The sequence below is a fragment of the Streptomyces triculaminicus genome, assembly GCF_017349075.1.
Classification (GTDB): Bacteria; Actinomycetota; Actinomycetes; order Streptomycetales; family Streptomycetaceae; genus Streptomyces; species Streptomyces triculaminicus.
The window spans coordinates 2059124-2083683 of sequence record NZ_JAFMOF010000001.1 but is presented as its reverse complement, the minus strand read 5'-3'; the positions used below and the strand labels follow the sequence as shown (position 1 = coordinate 2083683).

Genomic DNA, 24560 nt, shown 5'->3' with positions numbered 1-24560 from the left:
AAGGCGCCTCACATCCGAAAGACGCCGAACCCACCCCGAGCCCCTTCCACAGGCGCGCCGTGCACGACGGACAGGCACATGCCGAGCACCGTCCGCGTGTCGCGCGGGTCGATGACCCCGTCGTCGTAGAGCCGGCCGGACAGGAACATCGGCAGGGACTCCGCCTCGATCTGCTGTTCCACCATGGCCCGCAGCCCGGCGTCGGTCTCCTCGTCGTACGGCTGTCCCTTCGCGGCGGCCGCGGCCCGCGCGACGATGGACAGCACGCCGGCCAGCTGCTGCGGCCCCATCACGGCGGACTTGGCGCTGGGCCAGGCGAAGAGGAACCTCGGGTCGTACGCCCGCCCGCACATGCCGTAGTGCCCGGCGCCGTACGAGGCCCCGAGCAGCACGGACAGGTGCGGGACCCGGGAGTTGGAGACGGCGTTGATCATCATGGCGCCGTGCTTGATGATGCCGCCCTGCTCGTATTCGCGGCCGACCATGTAGCCGGTGGTGTTGTGGAGGAAGACCAGCGGGATGTCGCGCTGGTTCGCGAGCTGGATGAACTGCGCGGCCTTCTGCGACTCCTCGCTGAAGAGCACGCCGCGCGCGTTGGCGAGGACGCCCACGGGATAGCCGTGGAGCCGTGCCCACCCGGTCGCGAGGCTCGCCCCGTACAGCGGCTTGAACTCGTCGAAGTCCGACCCGTCGACCACGCGCGCGATGACCTCGCGCGGATCGAAGGGCACCTTGAGATCCCCCGGCACGATGCCGAGCAGCTCGTCCTGGTCGTACAGCGGCGGCTCGACGCCCCCCGAACGATCCGCAACAGTCCGCCAGTTGAGGCGGGAAACAACCCGCCGGGCCTGCCGCAGCGCATCCAGCTCGTCGACGGCGAAGTAGTCTGCGAGGCCGGACACGCGCGCGTGCATCTCGGCGCCGCCCAGGGACTCGTCGTCGCTCTCCTCGCCGGTGGCCATCTTCACCAGCGGCGGACCGCCCAGGAAGACCTTGGCGCGGTCCTTGACCATGATGACGTGGTCGGACATGCCGGGGACGTACGCGCCGCCGGCCGTGGAGTTGCCGAAGACGACCGCCACGGTGGGGATCCCGGCGGCGGACAGCCGGGTCAGGTCGCGGAAGAGGCCGCCGCCGGGGATGAAGATCTCCTTCTGGCTCGGCAGGTCGGCGCCGCCGGACTCGACGAGCGAGACGACGGGAAGCCGGTTGGCGTGGGCGATCTCGTTGGCCCGAAGGGCCTTCTTCAGCGTCCACGGGTTGCTGGCGCCGCCGCGTACGGTCGGGTCGTTGGCGGTGATCAGGCATTCGACGCCCTCGATCACGCCGATGCCGGTCACGATGGACGCGCCGACGGCGTAGTCGCTGCCCCATGCGGCGAGCGGCGAGAGCTCGAGGAACGGCGTGTCGGGGTCGACGAGGAGCTCCACCCGCTCCCGGGCGAGCAGCTTGCCGCGCGCCCGGTGCCGGGCGGTGTACTTCTCGCCTCCGCCGGCGACGGCCTTGGCGTGCTCGGCCTCGAGGGCGGCGAGCTTGTCGAGCATGGCGGAGCGGTGGGCGGCGTACTCGGGGCCGGTCACGTCGAGCGCGGACGCCAGCACGGTCACAGCAGCACCTCCGGTATCTCCAGATGGCGGGCCCGCAGCCATTCGCCGACCGCCTTGGCCTGCGGGTCGAATCGGGCCTGGGAGGCGACGCCCTCGCCGAGGAGGCCGTCGACCACGAAGTTCAGGGCGCGCAGATTGGGCAGGACGTGCCGCTCGACGGCGAAGTCGGCCGTCTCCGGGAGCAGTTGCCGGAAGCGTTCCACGGTGAGCTCATGGGTGAGCCACCGCCACGCGTCGTCGTCGCGCGCCCAGACGCCCACGTTGGCGCTGCCGCCCTTGTCACCGCTGCGAGCGCCCGCGACGAGCCCGAGCGGGGCACGCCGGGTGGGCCCGGCCGGCAGCGGCTCCGGGAGCGCGGCGTCGGGCACGCACGCGTGGCCGTAGGCCGGAGCGGTCTCGGGAGCCGGCACCGGAGGGATCACCACCCGCCGCCCATCCGGCAGCACGGCCGCATGGGTGACGGCCCCGGCGTCCACGTACGCGGCCTCGAAGACCCCGTACTGCGTGCCCTTGCCCGGCGGTGTTGCGACGTGGAACCCGGGATAGCTGGCCAGCGCCAGCTCCACGCAGGCGGCCTCGACGGCCCGCCCCACCTCCGGGTCGCGGTCGCGCACGACGAGCCGCAGCAGCGCGCTCGCCTCCTCCTGTACGGGCGCGTCGGCCCGGTCCGTACGGGCGAGGGTCCAGCGCACCGCCGCCGGCCGGCGCGCGGCCAGCACGCCGTCGAGCTGGGCGCGGACGAGCCGGGCCTTGGCCTCGATGTCGAGGCCGGTCAGGACGAAGGCCACCTCGTGCCGCCAGCCCCCGGGACGGGTCAGCCCGACCTTGAGCGAGGCGGGCGGCGCCTCGCCGCGCACCCCGCTGACGCGCACGCGGTCGGGCCCGTCGGGTGTGAGCCGTACGGTGTCGAGCCGGGCGGTCACGTCCGGGCCGAGGTAGCGGGCGCCGGCCGTCTCGTAGAGCAGCTGCGCGGTGACGGTGGAGACGTCGACGACGCCGCCCGTGCCGGGGTGCTTGGTGATGACGGCCGAGCCGTCGGGGTGGATCTCGGCGAGGGGGAAGCCGGGGCGGCGGACGTCGTGGTCGCCGAAGAAGGCGTAGTTGCCGCCCGTCGCCTGGGTGCCGCACTCCAGGATGTGCCCGGCGACGACCGCGCCGGCCAGCGCGTCGAGGTCGCCTGGGCCCCAGCCGAAGTGCGCGGCAGCCGGGCCGGTGACGAGGGCGGCGTCGGTGACCCGGCCGGTGACCACGACGTCCGCGCCGGCCCGCAGGCACGCGGCGATGCCGCCCCCGCCGAGGTAGGCGTTGGCGGTGAGGACGTCGGTGCCCCACCGCTGGTCGTCGAGGAGGTCGTCGCCGGTGACGTACGCGACGCGGGCGGGGACGCCGAGGCGGTCGGCGAGTTCGCCGATGCGCCCGGCGAGGCCGGCGGGGTTGAGCCCGCCGGCGTTGGTGACGAGGGTGACGCCGCGTTCGACGGCGAGGCCGAGGCTCCGCTCCAGCTGGGTGAGGAAGGTGCGCGCGTAGCCCCGGTAGGGGTTCTTCAGACGGTCGCGGCCGAGGATCAGCATGGTCAGCTCGGCGAGGTAGTCGCCGGTGAGGACGTCCAGCGGGCCGTCGGTGAGCATCTCGTGCAGGGCGTCGAAGCGGTCGCCGTAGAAGCCGGAGGCGTTGCCGATTCGGAGGACAGGCGCAGGCATGGCACGGGAGGCTGGCAGCGCCCGGGAAAACAAGCAAGCGTGCTTGCATGCTTTTCGGCCGAGCCGCGGAGGCCGCCCGTCACACCCCCGTTCTCGCCCCAGAGCCACCCGAAGAACCACCCGACGAGCCACCCGAAGCCGCCCTCGAGGCTCCCGCGAGAACCTCCGCCAGATGCCGGGCCCGGACGCCCGCGAGCTGCTGGATCTGTGTGCGGCAGGAGAATCCGTCGGCCAGGACGAGTGCCCCGTCCGGGGCCTGCCGCAGGGACGGCAGCAGCGTCTCCTCGGCGCAGGCGGCGGACACGCCGAAGTGGCCGCGCTCGTAGCCGAAGTTGCCGGCCAGTCCGCAGCATCCGCCGCTGAGCCCACCGGTCAGTCCGGCGCGCTGGAGAAGCCGCCGTTCGGCCTCGTCGCCCAGGACGGCGTGCTGGTGGCAGTGGGTCTGCCCGACGACGGGCAGGCCGATGTGCGGCGGCCGCCAGTGCGGGGCGAACTCCTCCAGGGCCTGGGCGAAGGTGCGTACGGAGGCGGCGAGCCGGCGGGCGCGAGGATCGTCCGAAAGCAGCTCCGGCAGGTCCGTGCGCAGTGTGGCCGTGCAGCTCGGTTCGAGGCCGACGACGGGCCGGCCGGCGGCCAGGGCGGGGGCGAGGGTGTCGAGGGTGCGGCGCATCACGGCCCGGGCGCGGTCGAGCTGGCCGGTGGAGACCCAGGTGAGTCCGCAGCACACGGGCCGGCCGGGCGGCACGCTGACGCGCAAGCCGGCGTCCTCGAGCACGGCCACGGCGGCGCGTCCGGCCTCGGGGGAGAGGTAGGTGGTGAAGGTGTCGGGCCACAGGACGACCTCGTCGCCACCGCCCGGTGTCCTGGGGCGCTGCTGCCACCACCGCGTGAACGGCTCGCGCGCGAGCTCCACGAGCGCGCGCTCCGGCGCGATGCCCCCGGCGCGCTTCGCGAGCGCCGCCAACGGCCCGACCGCTGCCAGGGCGTTGAGCGCCGGCGCCGCGCGCAGGGCCGCCGCGCCGCGCAGCCACACCGGCAGCCACCCCATCGTGTAGTGCGCGGCGGGGCGCACGCGCCGCGCGTAGTGGTGGTGCAGGAACTCGGCCTTGTACGTGGCCATGTCCACGCCCACCGGGCAGTCGTGGCGGCACCCCTTGCAGGCCAGGCACAGGTCCAGCGCGTCGCGCACCTCCGGTGCCCGCCAGCCGCCGGTCACCACCTCGCCCGCCAGCATCTCGTGCAGCAGCCGGGCCCGCCCCCGGGTGGAGTGCCGTTCCTCGCGCGTGACCCGGTACGAGGGGCACATCACGCCCGTACCGGCGGTGCTCGTGTCGCGGCACTTGGCGACGCCCACGCAGCGCCGGACGGCCGTCGCGAAGTCGCCGCCGTCCTCCGGGTAGCCGAACTCCACGTCGACCGCCCCCGGCCGCTTGGGCAGGACGTCGAAGCGGAGGTTCTCGTCGAGGCGGTAGGGGCGGACGAGCATGCCGGGGTTGAGGCCGCCCGCCGGATCCCAGAGGTCCTTGAAGCGTTCGAAGAGACGGACGACGTCCGTTCCGTACATGCGTGGCAACAGCTCGGCCCGGGCCTGGCCGTCGCCGTGCTCGCCGGACAGCGAGCCGCCGTGCGCGACCACCAGAGCGGCCATGTCGGAGGAGAAGTCGCGATAGCGCCGCACTCCGTCCGCGCTCATCAGGTCGACGTCGATCCGTACGTGCACGCAGCCCTCGCCGAAGTGGCCGAACGGCGCGCCGCGCAGCCCGTAGCGCCCCAACAGCGCCCGGAAGTTGCGCAGATACGCGCCGAGCCGGTCCGGTGGCACCGCGCAGTCCTCCCAGCCCGGCCAGGCCTCGCCGCCGCCGGGCAGCCGGGTGGCGGCGCCGGCCGCGTCGTCCCGTACGCGCCACAGGGCCCGCTGTTCCGCGTCGCCGGTGACGACGGCGTGCCCGGCGGCGCCGTCGGCGACCGCCGCCCGGCAGATCTCCGCCGCCCGCGCCGCCGCCTCGGCGGGCGTCGCCCCGCCGGTCTCGGCGAACAGCCAGGCCGCGCCCCTGGGCAGTGCTGCGGCGACGTCGCCCACCAGGTCGGCGGCCATCCCCTCGACCGTGAGCGGCCCGTACGGCAGGAGCCGGGGCGCCGCGTCCGCCGCCGCGCTCTCGTCCGGGTAGCCGAGCACCGCCAGCGCGCGGGCGCCCGGGCTCTCGACGAGGCGGACCGTGGCCTCGGTCAGCACCCCGAGCGTGCCCTCGCTGCCGGTGAAGGCCCGGGCCACGTCCCAGCCCCGCTCGGGCGGCAGCGCGTCCAGCGCGTAGCCGGAGATCCGGCGCGGCAGGTCCGGGAACCCGGTGCGCAGCAGCGCCAACTCCTCGCGTACGAGCGCCCGTACGCCGTCCGCCAGCCTTCGGGAGAGCCCGGCGAGCGCTTCCGGCCCCCGGCCGAGCCGGGCGGGCTCGCCGCCGTACGTCAGCACGCGCAGGGCGGTCACGTTGTCGGCCGTCGTGCCCCAGGCCACGGAGTGCGCCCCGCAGGCGTTGTTGCCGATCATCCCGCCGAGCGTGCACCGCCCGTGCGTGGACGGGTCGGGCCCGAACGTCAGTCCGTACGCGCCCGCCGCCGCCCGCAGCGTGTCGAGGACGACGCCCGGCTGGACCACGGCCGTGCGCTCCCCGGGATCGAGGCGGACGATCGCGTTCATGTGCCGGGTGAAGTCCAGCACCACGCCTTCGCCCGTCGCCTGCCCGGCGACCGACGTGCCGCCGCCGCGCGGGACGACGGGCACGCCGTGCTCGCGGCACACGGCGAGCGCGGCCGCCACGTCGTCGGCGTCACGCGGCGCGACCACGCCGAGCGGCACGCGGCGGTAGTTCGACGCGTCCATGGTCGTCAGCGCGCGGGCGGTGGTCGTGAAGTCCACGCCGCCGCCCACGGCCGCCCGCAACGCCCGCTCCAGCGCGGCGCTCCCGCCGTCCCCGCCACTCCCGCCGCGTGTGCCCATGGGCGTCATCCTGCAGGCCGCCGGCCTGCGCCGGGGGAGGGCCCGGCGAGCATGAGCCACATCTCATCCGATGGAACGGCACCCCCGCGCGGCTCCCTTTCGCACTAGGCTGCGGCCGTGGCTGATATCCAGATCCCCGCTGACATCAAGCCCGCCGACGGTCGTTTCGGCGCGGGCCCGTCCAAGGTGCGGACCGAGGCGCTCAGCGCCCTGGCTGCCACCGGAACGTCTCTGCTCGGCACGTCCCACCGCCAGCCACCCGTCAAGGAACTGGTCGGCAAGGTACGCGCGGGCATCGGCGAGCTCTTCTCCCTGCCCGAGGGCTACGAGGTGATCCTCGGCAACGGCGGCTCGACCGCGTTCTGGGACATCGCCACGCACGGCCTCATCGAGTCGAAGTCGCAGCACCTGGCCTTCGGCGAGTTCTCCTCGAAGTTCGCCACGGCCGCCCGACTGGCCCCGTGGCTGGAGGAGCCGACCGTCATCTCCTCCGAGCCCGGCACCCACCCCGAGCCGAAGGCGGAGGCGGGCGTCGACGCCTACGCCCTCACCCACAACGAGACCTCCACCGGCGTGGCCGCCCCCGTCCGGCGCGTCGAGGGCGCGGACGCCGGATCGCTGGTGCTGGTGGACGCCACCTCCGGCGCGGGCGGACTGCCGGTCGACATCACCGAGACCGATGTCTACTACTTCGCGCCGCAGAAGTCCTTCGCCGCCGACGGCGGCCTGTGGCTCGCGGTGTTCTCCCCGGCCGCCCTGGAGCGCGCCGCCCGCGTCCACGCGTCCGGGCGCTACATCCCCGAGTTCTTCTCGCTGCCGACCGCGATCGACAACTCGCTGAAGAACCAGACGTACAACACCCCGGCCCTGTCCACCCTCTTCCTGCTCAACGAGCAGCTCGAATGGCTCAACGGCCAGGGCGGCCTGGACTGGGCGGTCCGCCGCACGGCGACCTCCGCCCGCACCCTCTACGGCTGGGCCGAGGCCTCCAAGCACGCGACCCCGTTCGTCACGGACCCGGCGCGCCGCTCGGCCGTCATCGGCACCATCGACTTCTCCGAGGACGTGGACGCCGCCGCGATCGCCAAGGTGCTGCGCGCCAACGGCATCGTCGACACCGAGCCCTACCGCAAGCTGGGCCGCAACCAGCTGCGCGTGGCGATGTTCCCGGCGATCGACCCGGCGGACGTCGAGGCCCTGACGGCCTGCGTGGACTACGTCATCGAGCGCCTCTAGCCAGTGCCGCGACCGGGGCGGGCACACAGCCTCGCCCCGGGCCTGCGGGTGGTCGCCCCGCTCACGTACGCCGCCGCAGCAGCCGGCGCAGTGCGACGACCAGTACGGTGACGACCGCCAACGTGCCCGCCCCTATGGCGATGTTGCGGTTGCTCTCGTCGCCCCCCGGGCCCGAGTCCTTGCCGTCGGACGGGTCGCCTCCCTTGCCGGAGTCGTCGGCGCCCGCGCGCTCGGGCACGCTGTCGGGCAGCAGCTCGCCCTTGAGCTCGACGGGGGTGACGCGGCTGGTGGCGCCCTCCGTGCCGTACATCAGGGTCCGGCCGTCGGGCGTGAACGTGACGGACTCGCCCTGCCGCTGCAGCGGGACGGTGGGCCGGCCGGCCTCGCCCTGCAGGCGGCCGTCCTTCCAGCGGTACTCGCGGGCCTCGAAGTAGCCGCGGACCACCAGCCGTGTGCCGTCCGGGGAGAACGCGCCGTCCGTGGCCCAGACGTTGACGTCCGCCACCCGCCGGAAGGTGTTCACCCCGGACTCCGACAGCCGCTCCGGGCCCTCGTAGAGGGCGCCCTTGCCCGAACGCTTCTTGCTGGCGATGTAGACGCGGCCCGTCTTCGGATGCACCATCAGCGACTCCGCGTCGCGCGGCCCCTCGTCATAGCGGACGGTGAAGCGGACGGGTGTCACGGTCGCGTCGCGCAGCGTCTTCGGCTCCGGGAAACGGTAGATCCACACCTCGGGCCAGGTGCCGCCGAGGTTGTCGCCGATGTCCCCGAGGTAGATGTTCCCGTCCGGCCCGACCGAGATGGCCTCCACGTCCCGGGGATCGATGCCGGCCAGCGTCACCGTCGCGACCGTGCGCCCCGTGCGGCTGTCCACGGCGAAGACGTTCGCGCCGTCGCCGCTGTCGTTGTGGGTCCAGTACACGCCCGGGTGCGCGCGGCTCGCGGCGAGGCCGCTGGACTCCCTGATCCTCGGGTCCTGGATGGTGAAGGCGGAGGGGACATCGCCGTCCGCCACCGGTACGGCCCTCGCGGGCGGGGCGGCGGACAGCGCGACCAGCGCGGCGATCCCCAGGGCTGGGAGGAATGGACGCATGGACCAAGCCTGCCATCCGCCCGTGGCGGAGCGGCGGCAGCCGCTCCTCCGCCACGCATCGGTCATAGGGTCGTTCGATCCCTCCGGGGACGCCGTGCGGCGCGGGAGGGGGCGTCAGCGCGCGATGTCGCCGTAGCCCTCCACCTCGCGCGGGTCGCGCGGGCCGGGGCCCACGTAGCGTGCCGAGGGGCGGACGAGGCGGCCGGTGCGCTTCTGCTCCAGGATGTGGGCGCTCCAGCCCGCCGTACGGGCGCAGGTGAACATCGACGTGAACATGTGCGCGGGGACCTCGGCGAAGTCCAGGACGATGGCCGCCCAGAACTCGACGTTGGTGGCCAGCACCCGGTCCGGGCGGCGGTTGTGCAGTTCCTCCAGGGCGGCCTTCTCCAGGGCCTCGGCGACCTCGAAGCGCGGCGCGGCCAGCTCCTTGGCCGTACGCCGCAGGACGCGGGCGCGGGGGTCCTCGGCGCGGTAGACGCGGTGGCCGAAGCCCATGAGGCGTTCGCCGCGGTCGAGGGCGCCCTTGACGTAGGCGACGGCGTCGCCGGTGCGCTCGATCTCCTCGATCATGCCCAGGACGCGGGAGGGCGCGCCGCCGTGCAGCGGGCCGGACATGGCGCCGACCGCGCCGGACAGGGCTGCGGCCACGTCGGCGCCGGTCGAGGCGATGACGCGGGCGGTGAAGGTGGAGGCGTTCATGCCGTGCTCGGCGGCCGAGGTCCAGTAGGCGTCGACGGCCTTGACGTGCTTGGGGTCGGGCTCGCCACGCCAGCGCTTCATGAAGCGCTCGACGACGGTCCCCGCCTTGTCGATCTCCTTCTGCGGCACCATCGGCAGGCCCTGGCCGCGGGCCGACTGGGCGACGTACGACAGGGCCATCACGGCGGCCCGGGCGAGGTTGTCGCGGGCGGTGGCCTCGTCGATGTCGAGGAGGGGTTTGAGCCCCCACACCGGCGCGAGCATCGCGAGCGCGGACTGGACGTCGACGCGGATGTCACCCGAGTGGACGGGGATGGGGAAGGGTTCGGCCGGCGGCAGGCCGGGGTTGAAGGATCCGTCGACCAGCAGGCCCCAGACGTTCCCGAAGGACACGTCGCCCACCAGGTCCTCGATGTCGACGCCTCGGTAGCGGAGCGAGCCGCCTTCCTTGTCGGGTTCGGCGATCTCCGTTTCGAACGCGACGACTCCTTCGAGTCCGGGTACGAAGTCGGACATCAGGCGGCTCCTCATGATGTGTTCGACACGTGACTGCCGACCGGGGCCGTCTGCGCGGCTCGCGGTCCGTCCCGGTCAAAAGCGGTCATGCCCCGTGCGGTGGTGGTTCACCCGGTGGTTCACCCGGCCTCCGCAGAAAGCCGTCGCGGAAAGCCGTCGCCGTGCCGGGGCCGGAAACGATAGCCCCTTGGTCAACCGGCCCACAGCTGTACACCTCGGTGATGTCCGGCACACCGCGCGTTCGGCGGGGCTCTTGACGGGGACGCGACTTCTCCCGCCCCCGCCCGCTCCTGCAAGATGTGGCCCGTGTCCCACACCGACGAGCACACCGACGAGTACGCACACGAGCACGACCTCGCCGCCATGCGCCGCCACTACGAGTTCGAGGGCATCGCCGAGGACGAACTGGCGTCCGGCCCGCACCGGCAGTTCGCGCGCTGGTTCGCCGAGGCCGCCGCGGGAGAGCTGCACGAGCCCAACGCCATGGTCGTCTCCACGGCGGACGCGGCCGGCCGGCCCAGTTCCCGGACCGTGCTGCTGAAGGGCTACGACGAGCGCGGCTTCGTGTTCTTCACCAACTACGGCTCGCGCAAGGCCCGGGAGATCGCGGCCAATCCGCACGTCTCCCTGCTCTTCCCCTGGTATCCGCTGGCCCGTCAGGTGGTGGTGACGGGCACGGCCGATCGGGTGGATCCCCTGGAGACGGCCGTGTACTTCCGTTCCCGGCCCTACGGCTCGCAGATCGGCGCCTGGGCGAGCGAGCAGTCCGCGGTGGCGGCCTCGCGCGCGGACCTCGACGCGGCGTACGCGCGGATGGCGGCCCGCTTCCCGGAGGGCGAGCCGGTGCCGGTGCCGCCGCACTGGGGCGGCTTCCGGGTCACGGCGCGGACCGTGGAGTTCTGGCAGGGGCGGGCGAACCGGCTGCACGACCGGCTGCGGTACGTTCGTACCGGCGGCGTGGGAGAGGGCGACAGCGGGTGGCGCGTGGAGCGCCTGTGCCCGTGAAGGGGCAGGAATCAGCCCGTCCGGCGTTTGAGGACCGGGGTCCGGGGCGGAGCCCCGACCGCACACGGCGGTAGACGCAGACGATCCGTGGGCCGCTACCGCCGCACTCGCACAGCGCGAGCGTGGTGGTGCCGAGCGGACGACTCGGCGGCCCACGGATCGGGTGACTGCCTGGGATTGGCCGGCGGAGCCGGCGCTGCGTAGATACGCGACGACGGGCGCTAGCCCGCAGTCACCTCACGCGTCCGGAAAGAAATCATGTCCCGAACCACCTCCCTTCTCGTGTACGGGACAGCCTAGGAAGGGCCTCCGGCGGCGACAAGCGAATTTCCGGGGCGTGATTTCGGCGCATGGATTTCACCGAACGCGGTGTGGTCCGCGCCCGTCTCGAGTTGAATGCCGCTCGTGCAGGACATGCAGGGCATGCTCCACCCGCAGACGCGTTCAGCAGGGGGTACCCCGTGACCGCTCCACACCAGTCCGGCCCCGCCCGCCACGGCCCGACGGCGGACGGCGACGACCACGACCTCCTCGCGGCTCTCCTGGACGGCATGGACGCCGCCCTGTGCGCCTTCGACGCGGACGGCACGGTCACCCACTGGAACCGCGAGGCCGAACGGATACTCGGCTGGACCGCGCGGGAGGCCGTCGGCCGGCGGGGCCTGGCGGGCTGGGCGGCGCTCGAGGCGGACGCCGAGGAGGTCACCGGGCGGCTGCTGGGCGCGATGAACGCCCCGGGGCGGCAGGTGGACGAGTTCGCGCTGCTGACCAAGGACGGCGGGCGGGTGCTGGTGCGCATCCAGTCCTCCGCCGTGCCGGGCGCGGACGGCAGCCCGGCCGGGGTGTACTGCGCGTTCAGCGAGGTGCACACGCAGATCGACCTCGAACGGTCGGTGGCGCTGAGCGAGGCGCTGTTCGGCGAGGCCTCCTCGTGGGGCGTGGTGCTGGTCGACGCGGACCTGCGCCCGGCCCTGGCCAACGCGCATGCCGCACGGCTGCTGCGGACGAGCCGCACGGCGCTGCTGGGCCGGCCGCTGGGCGAGCTCCTCGACCAGGGTGTGGAGGAACTCGAGGGCGCGTTGCAGCACGTCCTGGCGGCCGGCGCGCCGCCCGCGCCCACCGAGCTGTGGGTGACCGTGCGCTCCGCCGACGCGGTGGCGGGGGCCCCGGCGGCCGAGCGCCGCTGCTGGCGCAGCGGCTTCCTGCGGCTGGCGACGCCGCTGGTGGAGGAGCCCGTGCCGCTGGGGGTGGCCTGGCTGTTCCTGGACGTGACGAAGACGCGGCTGGCCGAGCAGGAGAGCGCGCGGCTGCGGTTCCGGGGCAGCCAGCTGCACCGCGCGGGCCGGGCCGTGGCCGAGTGCGAGGACCCGATGGAGGCCGCGGCGCTCTACCTGGACTTCGCCCTCGCGGGCTTCGCCGACCACGCCCTGATCGACCTGCTGCCGGATCCGGAGGCCGATCCGGAGGGGCCGGTGCGGCTGGTCCGCGCCGCGACGACGCCCGCCGGGGCGCCGGGGCAGGGCCCTGTTGCGGCCGGCGGCGGCCTGCCCGTGCCGTACCGGGAAGGCCATCCGGCGCTGCAGGCGGTCGAGCGCTGCGGCTCGGTACGGGCGGCCGCGGACCGCGGCGCGGGGTGGGCGGCGGCCCGTAGATGGCCCGAGGGCACGCGGCACGCCCTGGCCACGGCGCTGCGCAGCCGGGGGCGGACGGTGGGCGTGGTCACGTTCCTGCGCGGCGGTTCGCGCAGGGCGTTCGACCGGGCGGACGCGGTGTACGCCGAGGACATCGCCTCGCGGGTCGCCGCCGCGATCGATCTGGCGGTGGCGGTGACGGGCCCGGCCTGATGCGTGCGCCTGGTACGCCGGGTGCCGGAACCTGACGCGTACGCCGAGTTCGCCCAGTGCGCCTAGTGCCGGAAGAAGATGCGGTCCCCGTACTCGCTGAGCACGCGTCCGTTCCATTCGTGGCCGCCGTCGACGTTCCCGGACCGCAGCATCGGCGGGTCGATGCCGCGTGCGGCCAGTTCGCCCGCGGCGGATGCGACGACGGCCTGGACCACCGCCGCGCCGACGACCGTGGAGGCCGGCCCGAAGGGTGCCGCGATGCCGTCGGCGGACAGCTCCGCGTCGCCCGTGCCGATCTTCGTGTCGACGACGATGTCGCAGTGGTCCTTGAGGAACGTCCCGGACGCGTGCCGCGACCGGGTCTCCTCGGCGTACGCAAGGGACGTGATGCCGATGACCTTCAGGCCCAGGGCGCGGGCGTTCATGGCCATCTCGACGGGCAGGGAGTTGCGCCCGGACAGCGAGATGACGATCAGGGCGTCGCCGGGCCGGGCGGGGCTGGTGTCCAGGACGGCCCCGGCGAGCCCGTCCACCCGCTCCAGCGCGCTGCCGAGCGTGGCGGGCATGACGTCGACGCCGACGACGCCCGGCACGGCGAGCAGGTTGATCAGGGCGAGCCCGCCCGCGCGGTAGACGACGTCCTGCGCGGGGAGAGAGGAGTGCCCGGCGCCGAAGACGAAGAGCCTGCCGCCGTCGGCCACGGTGTCGGCGAGTACGCTCCCGGCGGCGGCCATGGCGTCGGCCTCCTCGTCGCGGACGCGTCCCAGCAGGGAGATCGCGGCGTCGAAGAACTGCCCGGCAAGCTTGTTCTCGCTCATCGCTGCGGGGCTCCTTGGCTCGGTTCGGCTCGACGTCACGTTGCGGTCTCGACCTGGGCCCTGTCAATACGACGGGGGCGGGCGGTGGCGTACGCGGCCCCGTAGTCGGCGGCATGCGTCAGAATTGGGTTCAGGGCCAGCGCACGACTTATCGAGGGGCACGGCATGTCCGGACTGATCGACACCACGGAGATGTATCTCCGCACCATCCTTGAGCTGGAAGAGGAAGGTGTGGTCCCCATGCGCGCCCGCATCGCCGAGCGGCTCGACCAGAGCGGCCCGACGGTGAGCCAGACGGTGGCCCGCATGGAGCGCGACGGCCTGGTCTCCGTCGCCGGCGACCGGCACCTGGAGCTGACCGAGGAGGGCCGCCGGCTGGCCACGCGCGTGATGCGCAAGCACCGCCTCGCGGAGTGCCTGCTGGTCGACGTGATCGGCCTGGAGTGGGAGCAGGTGCACGCCGAGGCCTGCCGCTGGGAGCACGTGATGAGCGAGGCCGTGGAGCGGCGGGTGCTGGAGCTGCTGCGCCACCCCACCGAGTCGCCGTACGGCAACCCCATCCCGGGCCTGGAGGAGCTGGGCGAGAAGTCCGAGTCGGACCCCTTCCTCAACGACGGCATGGTCAGCCTGATGGACCTCGAGCCGGGCTCCGAGGGCAAGACCGTGGTCGTCCGCCGCATCGGCGAGCCCATCCAGACGGACCCCCAGCTGATGTACACCCTGCGCCGCGCGGGCGTTCAGCCCGGCGCCGTGGTCAGTGTGACGGAGTCGCCCGGTGGAGTGATGGTGGGCAGCAGTGGCGAGGCCGCCGAGCTGGCCTCCGACATCGCCTCCCATGTGTTCGTAGCCAAGCGCTGACCGGCCTCGACGGCTGGGAACGGGCTGCCGCGCCGGGTACGTACGCCCGGTTACGTCAACCTGCCGAGCCGCGGCGGAACCGGCGCGCTCGGGCCGAAGGCGTGCCACGCTGGCGCTGAGTGCCGACGCGCATATGCGCGCCGACGGCCGTGGGGAGGGGATCGGATGAGGCCGACGCACCGCGCGGGCCGCGCCACCGTCCGCGGGCAGGAGAGCCGCACCACCGCCTACGGGCACGGGAACGGAAAAGGGCCCCGGCGCCCTCACAGGCAGCCGGGGCCCCACCTCCCCGTTGTCCCCCGTGGCGACCCGGAGCCCCGAGCTCCCAGGGTGCGCCTCGCGGACCTTCTTCCCCGAGCGGTCCGCGCCCGAGTCGATTTCTCCCCTGACCGCAGACGGTCAATCCTGCCGCCCGGTCACTCGAACGAGGGGTGTTACGCGCGACAACGGTTCATTCGAATGGAAGTTCCATAGGGTTGGGCTGCTCGGGGGAGACGAGGGGGTGCCAGGGCTCATGGTGCGGCGCATCGAAGTGACCGGAAGCGGCGGAGTGCGGCTTGCCGCCTGGGAGTTCGCCGAACCGCCGAAGGCGGACCATGCGGCGGACCGCATGGCGGGCCGCCGCGCGGTCCGCTGCGCCGGGCGGGACGGCGGCGGGCGCTGCTCCGGGGAGGGCGGCGTCCTGCTCCTGCACGGCCTGCTGGGCCGCGCCGCGCACTGGGCGGACACCGCCCGCTGGCTCTCCGGGCGCTATCGCACGGTCGCCCTCGACCAGCGCGGCCACGGCCGTAGTGACAAGCCGGTCAGCGGCCCGTACGCCCGCGAGGCATATGTCGCCGACGCCGAGGCGGCCGTCGAGCAGCTCGGCCTCGCCCCCGTCACCCTCATCGGCCACGCCATGGGCGCCCTCACGGCCTGGCAGCTGGCCGCCCGCCGCCCCGACCTCGTGCGGGCCCTGGTCATCACCGACATGCGGGCCTCCGCCCTGGGCGCGGCCACGCAGCGCGAGTGGAGCGAGTGGCTGGGCTCCTGGCCGGTGCCGTTCGCCACGCTCGCCGACGTCCGCAAGTGGTTCGGCGAGGACGACCCCACCCTGGAGCGCCCCGCGCCCGCCCGCGGCGACTTCTACGCCGAGGTGATGGCCGAGCGCGCCGACGGCTGGCGGCCGCTGTTCTTCCGCCGCCAGATGCTCCAGGCCCGCGAGGGCTACGCCCACGACGCGCACTGGGAGGAGCTGGCGATGGTGGAGTGTCCCGCCCTGGTGGTGCGCGGGCTGGACGGCGCGCTGGGCCGGGCCGAGGCCCAGGAGATGGTCCGGGTCCTGCCGCGCGGCCGCTACGCCGAGGTGCCCGACGCCGGCCACCTGATCCACTACGACCAGCCCGACGGCTGGCGCCGGGTCACCGAGCCCTTTCTGGAGGCGGCCGTGCCGGCCTGAGGCCGGATGCGTCCGGGTGAGGCCGGAGCTGTCCCGATTTAATTCAACGACCGTTGACATCACCCCGGCGGCGGGTGTGCACTGGGCACAGGCGCCCTACGCCACCCGTCGCGTACGAGGCCGCGCCGCAGCCACCCATCGGGAGCCGTCATGTCACTGCGCACCGAACCCACCGCCGACGTCCTGGTCGTCGGGGCCGGCCCCACCGGACTCCTGCTGGCCGGCGATCTCGCCGCCGCCGGGGTACGCGTCGTCGTGCTGGAACGGCGCGCCGAGGAGTCCAACCTGACCCGCGCCTTCGCCGTGCACGCCCGCACCCTCGAGGTGCTCGACGCCCGCGCGCTCGCCGAGCCGCTCATCGCCACCGGCACCTTCCTGCAGAGCCTGCGCCTGTTCGGTCGCACGGGCATCGACCTCGGCACGCTCGACACCCGCTTCGCGGGCCTCCTCATCACCCCGCAGTACGAGCTCGAGCAGCTCCTGGAGGAGCGGGCGCTGGCCCGCGGCGCCGAGATCCGGCGCGGCGCCCGGGTGACCGGGCTGCGCCAGGACGCGGAGGGCGTCGACGTGGACGTCCAGCCGGCGGAGGAGGGCGCCGCCCCCGTGACGCTGCGCGGCCGCTACGTCGTCGGCGCGGACGGCGTGCACAGCGCCGTCCGTTCGGCCATCGGCATGCCGTTCCCCGGCAAGGCCGTGCTGCGCTCCGTGATGCTCGCCGACGTGCGCCTGGACGTCGCGCCCGGCCAGGTACCCGCGTTCAACGGCGTCGCCGGCGGCTTCGCCTTCATCGCCCCCTTCGGCGACGGCTGGTACCGCGTCATCGCCTGGGAGCGGGGCAGCGACCTGCCCTCCGACGTGCCCGTGGACTTCGACAACCTCAAGGCCGTCACCCGGGCCGCCTTCGGCACCGACTTCGGCATGCGCGACCCCCGCTGGACCTCGCGCTTCCACAGCGACGAGCGCCAGGTGCCCCGCTACCGCGACGGCCGGGTCTTCCTCGCCGGCGACGCCGCCCACGTCCACTCGCCCGCCGGCGGACTGGGCATGAACGCCGGCATCCAGGACGCCGCCAACCTCGGCTGGAAGCTGGCCGCCGCCCTCGCCGGGCGCGGCGACGACGCCCTCCTCGACAGCTACCACACCGAGCGCCACCCCGTCGGCACCCAGGTGCTGCGCGCCAGCGGGGCGCTCGTACGCACCGTGCTGGCCTCCTCGCCCGCCACCCGCCGGCTGCGCAACACGGTGGCGGCGGCCGCCTTCCTGGTGCCCCCGGCCACCCACCGGATCGCGCGCTTCATCTCCGGCATCGGCATCCACTACCCCGCCCCGCCCGGCTCCCCCCCTCACCGGCCGCCGCGCCCCCGACCTGCCGTTGGCGGAGACCGACGGCGGCCCGACCCGGCTGTACGAGGCGCTGCGCGCCGGAACGCACGTCCGGGTCCTGCCGCGCGGCGCCGAGCCGCAGAAGGAGGCCGGCGTCGTCACGGTGACCCGCGCCGACGCCGGCTCCACGACCCTGCTCGTCCGCCCCGACGGCTATGTGGAGCACGCCTCGGACCGGTGATCGGACCGGTGATCGGACCGGTGAAACGCCGCGCCGCCCGGGGGCCGGAGAACCGGCCCCCGGACGCGCGTCGGACGAGCTACCCCTTGCTGACCGCCGCCAGGATCTCCGGCAGCCGGTCGACCACGCGGGGCGCGGCGAGCCGCAGTCCCAGCCACGCCGTCAGCAGGCCGTAGCCCGCGCCCAGCGGCAGCACGATCCACAGCAGGGAGTGCGCTCCGGCCATGTGCAGCCAGATGGCCAGGGCCGCCGGCGGGGCGCACAGCACCGTGCCCACCAGGGCGCCCAGCATGCCGAACCAGGCGAGGGCGCCCTGGCCCGGCGCGACGTTCTTGAAGCCGCTGTCCTGCGGTATCGAGTACGGCGCCAGCACCGAGGCCATCGCGCCCGTGGCGAAGAGCGCGCCCAGCAGGGCCAGGGACAGGCCCAGGACCTCCGCCCAGTCCCCCCACTTGCCGGTGAACGCGGCCGTGCCGGTGACCACCAGCGCCACATAGGGCACGGCGATCAGGGAGAACGCCAGTGCCCTGGCGCGCAGTTCGACGTAGGCGTCGCGCGCCGAGCCGAGCGTCTGCATCACCATCCAGAACGCCGGGCCGTCCTGCCCGAACTGGTTGTACATCTGCAGGCCGAGCATCGTCGGCGCGAACATGGAGAACCAGACGCTCTCCGCGCCCTGCGCCGCGTTGACGATCGGCACCAGCGCGCCCACCGCGAGCCCGGAGACCCACGACGCCTTGGTCTTCGGGTCACGCCATATGTAGCGCAGCGAGCGGTGCATGGCGGCGCCCGTGCGTCCGGCGGGCAGCAGGCCGGCCAGGCCCGGGCCGGAGGCGCGCGCCTTGTCCGGCTTGGCGGAGGCCGCCCCGATGGTGGAGCCGTCGGGGGAGGTCATCACCTTGACCAGGCTGCGCTGCCACCACCACAGCAGGGCGGCGAGCGCGGCGGCCGTCAGGGCCAGTCCGGCGGCGGCCCGCCCGTACGACCCCTCGCTCGCGGCCCGTACGGCGTCCAGGGCGGAGCCGGGCGGTATCCACCGCAGGACGTCGGCGACCGGCTCCAGCCGGGCCATGCCGAGGCCGTTGAGCTGCTGCATGCCGAGGTTGACGAGCTGTCCGCCGACGCCGATGATCAGGCCGCTCAGCAGGGCGAGGTCACGGCCCTTGCGGCTGGTCAGCAGGCGGACGTTGGCGGTGGCGACGGCCCGCGCCAGGGCCAGGCAGACCAGCAGGGCCAGCGGTGCGGCCAGCACGCCGACGGCGAAGGCCGCGGCGCCGTGCGCACTGGCGATGACCGTGCCGGTCAGCACCGCGAGCGTGAAGCCGGGGCCTATGCCGACCAGGGACGCGGCGAGCAGCCCCGTCATCATCGGGGTGGGCCGCAGCGGCAGCATCACCAGCCGGGTGGGGTCCATGGTCTCGTCGCCGCCGGGGAAGAACAGCGGCATCACCGCCCAGCCGAACGCCAGCAGTGCCGCCATGCAGACGGCCAGGGCGCCGATGTGGGCGTGGCCGCGCAGCACGATCAGGCCGAGGACCTGCAGGGCGGCGTAGAGCGAGACCAGGACGACGGAGGTGATCCACACGGCCTTGCGGCCGGCGGACTGGCGCAGGCCGTTGCGCAGCAGCGACAGCTTGAGCCGGACGAAGACGGCCGTGGTGGAGGGTACGGCCGCGGCGGAGGGGGCCGCCGGGGCGGAGGGGGCGGCTGCGGTGGTCATCGGGCGCCGCCGCCCAGCCAGTCGAGGCTGTCGCCGTCGGCCGCCCCGCGCACGCCGACCAGTTCGAGGAAGGCGTCCTGCAGGGTGGCGGCGTCGCCCCGGACGTCCGCGAGCGGGCCGTGGGCGCGGATCCGGCCTCCGGCCATCACCGCGACCCAGGAGCACAGGGACTCGACCAGCTCCATCACATGGCTGGAGAAGACGACCGTGGCGCCCGAGGCGGTGTAGCGCTCGAGCACCCCGCGGATCGTCTGGGCGGAGACGGGGTCGACGCCCTCGAACGGCTCGTCGAGGAAGAGGACTTCGGGGTTGTGCAGCAGCGCGGCGGCCAGGCCGATCTTCTTGCGCATGCCGGTGGAGTAGTCGATGACGAGCTTGTGCTGGGAGCCGGCGAGGTCGAGGACGTCCAGCAGCTGCGTGGCGCGCTTGTCGACCTCCTCGCCCGGCAGCCCGCGCAGCCGGCCGGTGTACGCCAGGAGTTCGCGCCCCGACAGCCGCTCGAACATCCGCAGTCCCTCGGGCAGCACGCCGATGCGGGCCTTGACGGCGGCGGGGTCCTGCCAGACGTCGTGGCCGCCGATCAGGACCCGGCCCGTGTCGGGGCGCAGCAGGCCGGTGACCATGGACAGGGTGGTCGTCTTGCCCGCGCCGTTGGGGCCGACGAGGCCGATGAACCGGCCCGCCGGAATCTCCAGATCGACCCCGGCGACGGCCACCTGCTCACCGAACCGCTTCCACAGCCCCTCGACGCGGACCGCGGTCCTCGCGCTCTGCCCCACTGCTTCCATCGCGCACTTCCTTCGTCCCCGTGTTGTGGTGCTCCGGGGGACGTCGAACAGCGCTCCGCCCCCCGAATCCACCATAGGGGGGATGCGAGGGGCGGACCGATGACGTTTGTCAGCAGTTCTCAGCGGCCGCGGGCCAGCGCCGCCTCGCGGCCGCAGGCGTAGGCGAGGGCGCTGACGAGCTCCTCCGCGTCCGGCAGCCAGCGGTTGGCGGCGGTGGGCTGGCGCGCCCACTGCACGGGTCCGCGGCTGCCGATGCGGGTGGGGGGAGCGACCACGTAGTCGCCCTCGCCGCGGGCGACCAGGTCGAGGGTGGAGGGCGCCCAGCCGAGCTTGCGGATGTGGTCGGCGACCTTCAGGGCGCCGCCGGGCAGCACGAAGAACAGCATCCGGCGGAACGGCGTGCACGTGATCGGCCCGAGCTGGATCTCCATGCGCTCCATGCGGGCCAGCGCCAGGAATCCGGCCGACTCCGAGACGTCCAGGGCGTCGAAGGTGCGACCGGTGGGCAGCAGGATCGAGGCGCGGGGTTGTTTCGTCCACATGCGCCGCGCGGTGGACGCGCTGCCCGTGGCCTGCGTGGCCCAGTCGGGCCGGGCGGGATGGGCGCCGGGCGCGGGGCAGGCGGGCTCGCCGCACGAGCAGTGCTCGCGCCCGTCCCTGGCCTCCAGCCAGGTGCCGGGGAAAACGTCCCAGTGCCGGTCCTCCGCGTATCTCGCCGCCGCGTCCAGCACGCGCTCACCGCGCTGTTGGGGGATATGCGGGGCCGCTACTCCGATGGTCTCTTCCACGCCCAGCTCAACTGCCGCCGTCACCGGGGGTTACGGCTCTGGCACAGGCTCCTCGCACCTGCCGGCCACAGCACATGGGGCGCACGGATGCATGTGCGGGGGCGCAGGCGAAAGTTCGCCGCCGCGAAGGGGTAGCCACCTGGGCGGCGTGTTACTGACCCAGGTCATTGCCGCTATTGATGCCAATACCGGCAAGTCCTGCATTCTCCGCATATCAGGGGGGCAAAGATCACAGGAGAAGGTGTTCACAGCCGGATCGGTCACTCCGCACCACGCGGAGCACATCGCGAACGCATAGCAGTCTCAGGGGGTTGAGCATGGCCGCACGGCCACTCGTGGCGCGGCAGCCGAACGAACGGCTGCAGGCGCTCATTCAGGAAGCCGGCTGCTCCAACGCCGGCCTGGCGCGCAGGGTCAACATGTGCGGCGCCGAGCACGGCCTGGACCTGCGCTACGACAAGACGTCCGTGGCCCGGTGGCTGCGCGGCCAGCAGCCGCGGGGCCGGGCGCCCGCCGTCATCGCCGAGGCCCTCGGCCGCAAGCTGGGCCGCACGGTCACGATCGACGAGATCGGCATGGCCAACGGCAAGAACCTCGCGTCCGGGGTGGGGCTGCAGTTCTCCCCGACCGTCCTCGGCGCGATCGAGCAGGTCTGCGAGCTGTGGCGCAGCGACGTCGGCCGCCGCGACTTCCTCAGCGGAACGTCGGTGGCGTCCTCGGCGCTCGTCGAGCCCAGCCGCGACTGGCTGATCACCGCCGCCGACCCGCAGGTCGCGCGGAGCGCGGGCGCGCGCGTGGGCCCGTCCGACGTCGAGGCCGTGCGGGCCACCACGGACGCGCTCGTGGAGCTCGACCACCGCTACGGCAGCGGGCACGTACGCCCCGTGGTGGTCCACTACCTCAACAGCGTCGTCTCCGGGCTGCTGGCCGGCTCGTACCGCGAGGCGGTCGGCCGCGACCTCTTCGCGGCCGTGTCGCGGCTGACGGAGCTGGCGGGCTACATGGCCGTCGACACCGGCCAGCCCGGGCTCGCCCAGCGCTACTACATCCAGGCGCTGCGCCTGGCCCAGGCCGCGGGCGACCGCGGTTACGGCGGCTACGTCCTGGCCGCCAGCATGAGCCACCTCGCCGCGTCCCTGGGCAACCCCAGGGAGATCGCGCAGCTCGCCAAGGCGGCCCAGGAGGGCGCGCGGGGGCACGTCACGCCCCGCGCCGAGGCGATGTTCTACGCGGCCGAGGCGCGCGGCCACGCGCTGCTCGGCGACGCGCGCGCCTGCCAGGTCGTCGCGAGCCGGGCCGTCTCCCGGCTCGAGGCCGCCGACAACGGCACCGACTCCGGCGACGACCCGCCGTGGATCCGTCACTTCGACCGGGCCTACCTCTCCGACGAGCTGGCCCACTGCCACCGCGACCTCGGCCAGGCCGAGCCCGCGCGGCGGCACGCGGAGGACGCGCTGGCCGCCCACCCGACGGGCCGCGTGCGCCGCCGGGCCATCGACCTGCTGCTGCTCGCCACGGCCCATGTGCAGCAGCGCGAGGTGGAGGAGGCCTGCGCCACGGGCACGCGCGCCCTGGAACTGCTGGGCACGCTGCGCTCCAACCGGGGCGCCGAGTATCTGGACGACTTCCGGCAGCGATTGGAGCCGTACCGGGACGAACCGGTCGTAAGGGAATTCGGGACGCGGATGGAGATGCAGGCGGCGTAGGGACGTGCCCCAGGTCCGGAGGCCCGGTCGGCGAAGACCGGACGGCTGCTCCGAGGCCTGGGGTGACCTGGGACGATCGTGCCGCGGACCGGGTGAACGGGCGGTGCATGGCCGAGCGCCGGGGCGACCCGGTAGCGTGAGCGGCCGATTGCGTAAGTCCCGTTACAGCCTGAGGAGTCCCGGTGACGCAGAGCGGACAGGGGAACGAGCCGCAGCGCCCCGCGGCCCCGCCCGAGCCGCCCGCACGGCCCGCCGATCCGTGGTCCGGCACGCCCGCACCCGCCGCCCCCTGGGGTCCGGGCGCCCCGCTGCCCCCGGAGGCCCCTCCGCTGTCGGCGGCCTCGCTGACCCCGTGCCGCCGGTTCCGCCCATGCCCGCGATGCCGCCGGCGCCGCCGGTTCCGCCCAGTGGTGGGGGGATACCGGGCATACCCGGCATACATGACACAGGCCCCGAATCCTCTTCCGAGGCCACGCAGTTGCTGCAGCCGCCGACGCCGAACGGGAATCCGTCCACCGGGGCGGGCCGGCCGGCCGCGCCCTCGGCGGACGCCGCGGCGACGGCGTTCCTCCCGCCCGTCGGCGACGCGCCCACCGGTCCCCCGACATACGGCATCGCGACGTACGACTACGCGGCCTACGACAACCCCGCCTACGGCGACGCGTCGTACGGCAACGGCGGTACGACCGCCCCCTACGGCAACGCCCCGTTCGGCGCCACGCCGCCGGCGGACGCCGCGGCCACGGCCCTCATTCCGCCGGTCGCCGGCACCGGCCCCGCCGGCCCCGGCGGAGACGCCGACGCGACCGCCTTCCTTCCGCCCGTCGGCGACACCGTGACGCCGCGCCCCTTCGTCGTCCCGGAAGGCCGGGACGGACGGGCCGAGGAGAACGCCCCGGCGACGCAGTACCTGCCGCCCGTGGTCAACGAGGACGAGGTCCCGGCGCCCGCCCCCCGGGCCGCGGACGCCGAGGCGACGACGCTCCTGCCGTCGCTGAACACCCCGCCCGCCGGCCTCGGCGGCGACGCGGCCGCCACCACGCTCCTCCCGCCCGTGGGCGGCCCGGCCCCGGTGACGCGGCCGCGACCACGCTCCTCCCGCCCGTCGGCGGTGCCGGGCGCGGCGACGCGGCGGCGACCACCGTCCTCCGCCCGTCGGCGGCACCGACCTGCCCACGCCTCCGGGGGTGGCGTGCCCGGCGTCGGGTCGCCCTTCGGAGTGATCTCCCAGTCGGGCGAGCGCCCGCCGCCCGCCGAGTTCGACACGCTCTTCCGCGCCGCCGCCCCCACCCAGCAGCTGCCGCCCGTCCCGGCGGCCACGCCGGGCCCGGCGACGAGCCGCCGGCTGCCGAAGCCGCCGCGCTCCTCGGCCGCCCCCGCGCCCGCGCCGCACGGCGCCCAGAGCCCCGCAGGGTCCGCACGGGCCCCACGCGTCTCGTTCCGGTCATGGCGGTCGGCCGCCCCAGCGGAAGAAGTCGCCCGCCATGCTGATCGTGGCCGTCGTCGCGGGCTGCGCGGTCGCCGGCCTCGGCGCGGGGGCGCTGCTCAGCGGCGGGGAGACGACGAGCCGCAGAAGGCCGCCGTCGCCAGTCCCGCCCCGTCCGCCCCCGCCACGGAGGCCACCACGCCGGCCCCGACGCCGAGCAAGCCCGCCAAGTCCGCGGACCCGGCGGTCGAGTCGCAGGCCAAGGCGCTGGACGCGTTGCTGAAGGACAGCAACAAGAGCCGTGACGCCGTGGTCAAGGCGGTGGACTCGATCAAGGTGTGCAAGGACCTCGACAAGTCCGAGTCCGCCCTGAAGGCGGCGGCGAAGGAGCGCAACGAGCTGCTCAAGCGCCTCGACAAGACCCCGACGGACAAGCTGCCGAACCATGACGACCTGACGAACCAGCTGAAGAAGGCGTGGAAGTCGTCCGCCACCGCGGACGCCCGCTACGCGGACTGGTCCGACCAGGTGGAGGGCAAGAAGGGCTGCGTGAAGGGCCACGCCCGCCCCACCCGCGACAGCGCCGCCGGCGACAAGGCGAGCAGCGACGCCACCACCGCGAAGAAGAAGGCGGCGGACCTGTGGAACCCGATCGCGAGGGCCTACGGGCTGACCACGCACGAGTGGTCCCAGCTGTGACCGGCCGGCGGTCGCGGGCGTCGTCGTGAAGTAAGTCGTGAAGTGCGTGAAGTGAGTCGC

At 74.2% G+C, this 24560-nt stretch carries 17 protein-coding genes and 1 pseudogene; 9 read left to right on the top strand and 9 right to left on the bottom strand.

Annotated features, from left to right (window positions below):
• Window positions 1-8 precede the first annotated feature (8 nt).
• The 3 genes from J1792_RS09715 to J1792_RS09705 all read right to left on the bottom strand — a co-directional run bounded on the left by J1792_RS09715 (window position 9) and on the right by J1792_RS09705 (window position 6302).
• Window positions 9-1607, bottom strand: a complete 1599-nt coding sequence (locus J1792_RS09715; RefSeq protein WP_086568663.1) for an acyl-CoA carboxylase subunit beta — start codon at window positions 1605-1607, stop codon at window positions 9-11.
• Entirely contained in the window at window positions 1604-3307 is a 1704-nt protein-coding gene (locus J1792_RS09710; RefSeq protein WP_207247020.1) for an acyclic terpene utilization AtuA family protein, read from the bottom strand. Before J1792_RS09710 ends, J1792_RS09715 begins: the two co-directional genes overlap by 4 nt.
• Window positions 3308-3386: 79 nt before the next feature.
• The gene (locus tag J1792_RS09705; RefSeq protein ID WP_207247019.1) at window positions 3387-6302 is read right to left on the bottom strand and encodes an FAD-binding and (Fe-S)-binding domain-containing protein; all 2916 of its coding nucleotides are present in this window, start codon (window positions 6300-6302) and stop codon (window positions 3387-3389) included.
• A gap of 117 nt (window positions 6303-6419) precedes the next feature.
• Between J1792_RS09705 and serC the strand changes: the two genes are divergently transcribed.
• Window positions 6420-7538 carry a phosphoserine transaminase gene (gene serC, locus J1792_RS09700; RefSeq protein ID WP_086568658.1) on the top strand — a complete coding sequence of 373 codons (1119 nt, stop codon included), beginning with the start codon at window positions 6420-6422 and terminating at the stop codon, window positions 7536-7538.
• 61 nt (window positions 7539-7599) lie between these two features.
• Here the strand turns inward: serC and J1792_RS09695 are convergent, their stop codons facing one another.
• Both J1792_RS09695 and J1792_RS09690 read right to left on the bottom strand, forming a co-directional pair.
• Entirely contained in the window at window positions 7600-8631 is a 1032-nt protein-coding gene (locus tag J1792_RS09695; protein ID WP_086568656.1) for a TolB-like translocation protein, read from the bottom strand.
• 114 nt (window positions 8632-8745) lie between these two features.
• Window positions 8746-9846 carry a citrate synthase 2 gene (locus J1792_RS09690; RefSeq protein ID WP_086568654.1) on the bottom strand — a complete coding sequence of 367 codons (1101 nt, stop codon included), beginning with the start codon at window positions 9844-9846 and terminating at the stop codon, window positions 8746-8748.
• Between the two features lie 297 nt (window positions 9847-10143).
• Here J1792_RS09690 and pdxH point away from each other — a divergent pair, with 297 nt between their 5' ends.
• Window positions 10144-10851 (top strand): pyridoxamine 5'-phosphate oxidase, encoded by a 708-nt coding sequence (pdxH, locus tag J1792_RS09685; protein ID WP_278186207.1) that lies wholly within the window; start codon window positions 10144-10146, stop codon window positions 10849-10851.
• A 461-nt stretch (window positions 10852-11312) separates the two neighbouring features.
• Window positions 11313-12695: a PAS domain-containing protein gene (locus tag J1792_RS09680; RefSeq protein ID WP_372446084.1), complete on the top strand. Its 1383-nt coding sequence runs from the start codon at window positions 11313-11315 to the stop codon at window positions 12693-12695.
• A 62-nt stretch (window positions 12696-12757) separates the two neighbouring features.
• Here J1792_RS09680 and J1792_RS09675 read toward each other — a convergent pair whose 3' ends face one another.
• Window positions 12758-13513, bottom strand: a complete 756-nt coding sequence (locus tag J1792_RS09675) for an SIS domain-containing protein (RefSeq protein ID WP_086568649.1) — start codon at window positions 13511-13513, stop codon at window positions 12758-12760.
• A gap of 165 nt (window positions 13514-13678) precedes the next feature.
• Here J1792_RS09675 and J1792_RS09670 point away from each other — a divergent pair, with 165 nt between their 5' ends.
• The 4 genes and pseudogenes from J1792_RS09670 to J1792_RS35745 all read left to right on the top strand — a co-directional run bounded on the left by J1792_RS09670 (window position 13679) and on the right by J1792_RS35745 (window position 17373).
• Window positions 13679-14371: an iron-dependent transcriptional repressor DtxR gene (locus J1792_RS09670; protein ID WP_086568647.1), complete on the top strand. Its 693-nt coding sequence runs from the start codon at window positions 13679-13681 to the stop codon at window positions 14369-14371.
• Between the two features lie 514 nt (window positions 14372-14885).
• On the top strand, window positions 14886-15809 hold the full coding sequence (locus J1792_RS09665; RefSeq protein WP_086568646.1) for an alpha/beta fold hydrolase: 924 nt from the start codon (window positions 14886-14888) through the stop codon (window positions 15807-15809).
• 150 nt (window positions 15810-15959) lie between these two features.
• Window positions 15960-16928 (top strand): annotated as a pseudogene (locus J1792_RS35750) (FAD-dependent monooxygenase); the annotation flags it as partial.
• Window positions 16929-17181: 253 nt separating this feature from the next.
• A complete protein-coding gene (locus tag J1792_RS35745; protein ID WP_372446093.1) occupies window positions 17182-17373 on the top strand; it encodes a hypothetical protein in 192 nt (63 codons plus the stop codon).
• A 79-nt stretch (window positions 17374-17452) separates the two neighbouring features.
• Here J1792_RS35745 and J1792_RS09655 read toward each other — a convergent pair whose 3' ends face one another.
• From J1792_RS09655 to J1792_RS09645, 3 genes are all read right to left on the bottom strand, one after another.
• Complete coding sequence (locus tag J1792_RS09655; protein WP_207247018.1) at window positions 17453-19093, bottom strand: transporter; 1641 nt, start codon at window positions 19091-19093, stop codon at window positions 17453-17455.
• Window positions 19090-19881 (bottom strand): ABC transporter ATP-binding protein, encoded by a 792-nt coding sequence (locus J1792_RS09650; protein ID WP_207247017.1) that lies wholly within the window; start codon window positions 19879-19881, stop codon window positions 19090-19092. Before J1792_RS09650 ends, J1792_RS09655 begins: the two co-directional genes overlap by 4 nt.
• A 119-nt stretch (window positions 19882-20000) precedes the next feature.
• On the bottom strand, window positions 20001-20669 hold the full coding sequence (locus J1792_RS09645; RefSeq protein ID WP_372446083.1) for a bifunctional DNA primase/polymerase: 669 nt from the start codon (window positions 20667-20669) through the stop codon (window positions 20001-20003).
• A gap of 317 nt (window positions 20670-20986) precedes the next feature.
• Between J1792_RS09645 and J1792_RS09640 the strand changes: the two genes are divergently transcribed.
• Together J1792_RS09640 and J1792_RS09635 are read left to right on the top strand one after the other, a co-directional pair.
• Entirely contained in the window at window positions 20987-22375 is a 1389-nt protein-coding gene (locus J1792_RS09640; RefSeq protein WP_086572969.1) for an NsdA family TPR-like regulatory protein, read from the top strand.
• Between the two features lie 478 nt (window positions 22376-22853).
• Window positions 22854-24500 (top strand): hypothetical protein, encoded by a 1647-nt coding sequence (locus tag J1792_RS09635; protein WP_207247016.1) that lies wholly within the window; start codon window positions 22854-22856, stop codon window positions 24498-24500.
• Window positions 24501-24560 lie beyond the last annotated feature (60 nt).

Excerpts from the sequence above, each read along its gene's own strand:
- J1792_RS09710 (WP_207247020.1), bottom strand. The coding sequence starts at position 3,307 with ATGCCTGCGCCTGTCCTCCGAATCGGCAACGCCTCCGGCTTCTACGGC.
- J1792_RS09705 (WP_207247019.1), bottom strand. The coding sequence starts at position 6,302 with ATGGGCACACGCGGCGGGAGTGGCGGGGACGGCGGGAGCGCCGCGCTG.
- J1792_RS09695 (WP_086568656.1), bottom strand. The coding sequence starts at position 8,631 with ATGCGTCCATTCCTCCCAGCCCTGGGGATCGCCGCGCTGGTCGCGCTG.
- J1792_RS09690 (WP_086568654.1), bottom strand. The coding sequence starts at position 9,846 with ATGTCCGACTTCGTACCCGGACTCGAAGGAGTCGTCGCGTTCGAAACG.
- pdxH (WP_278186207.1), top strand. The coding sequence starts at position 10,144 with ATGTGGCCCGTGTCCCACACCGACGAGCACACCGACGAGTACGCACAC.
- J1792_RS09675 (WP_086568649.1), bottom strand. The coding sequence starts at position 13,513 with ATGAGCGAGAACAAGCTTGCCGGGCAGTTCTTCGACGCCGCGATCTCC.
- J1792_RS09670 (WP_086568647.1), top strand. The coding sequence starts at position 13,679 with ATGTCCGGACTGATCGACACCACGGAGATGTATCTCCGCACCATCCTT.
- J1792_RS09665 (WP_086568646.1), top strand. The coding sequence starts at position 14,886 with ATGGTGCGGCGCATCGAAGTGACCGGAAGCGGCGGAGTGCGGCTTGCC.
- J1792_RS09655 (WP_207247018.1), bottom strand. The coding sequence starts at position 19,093 with ATGACCACCGCAGCCGCCCCCTCCGCCCCGGCGGCCCCCTCCGCCGCG.
- J1792_RS09650 (WP_207247017.1), bottom strand. The coding sequence starts at position 19,881 with ATGGAAGCAGTGGGGCAGAGCGCGAGGACCGCGGTCCGCGTCGAGGGG.
- J1792_RS09640 (WP_086572969.1), top strand. The coding sequence starts at position 20,987 with ATGGCCGCACGGCCACTCGTGGCGCGGCAGCCGAACGAACGGCTGCAG.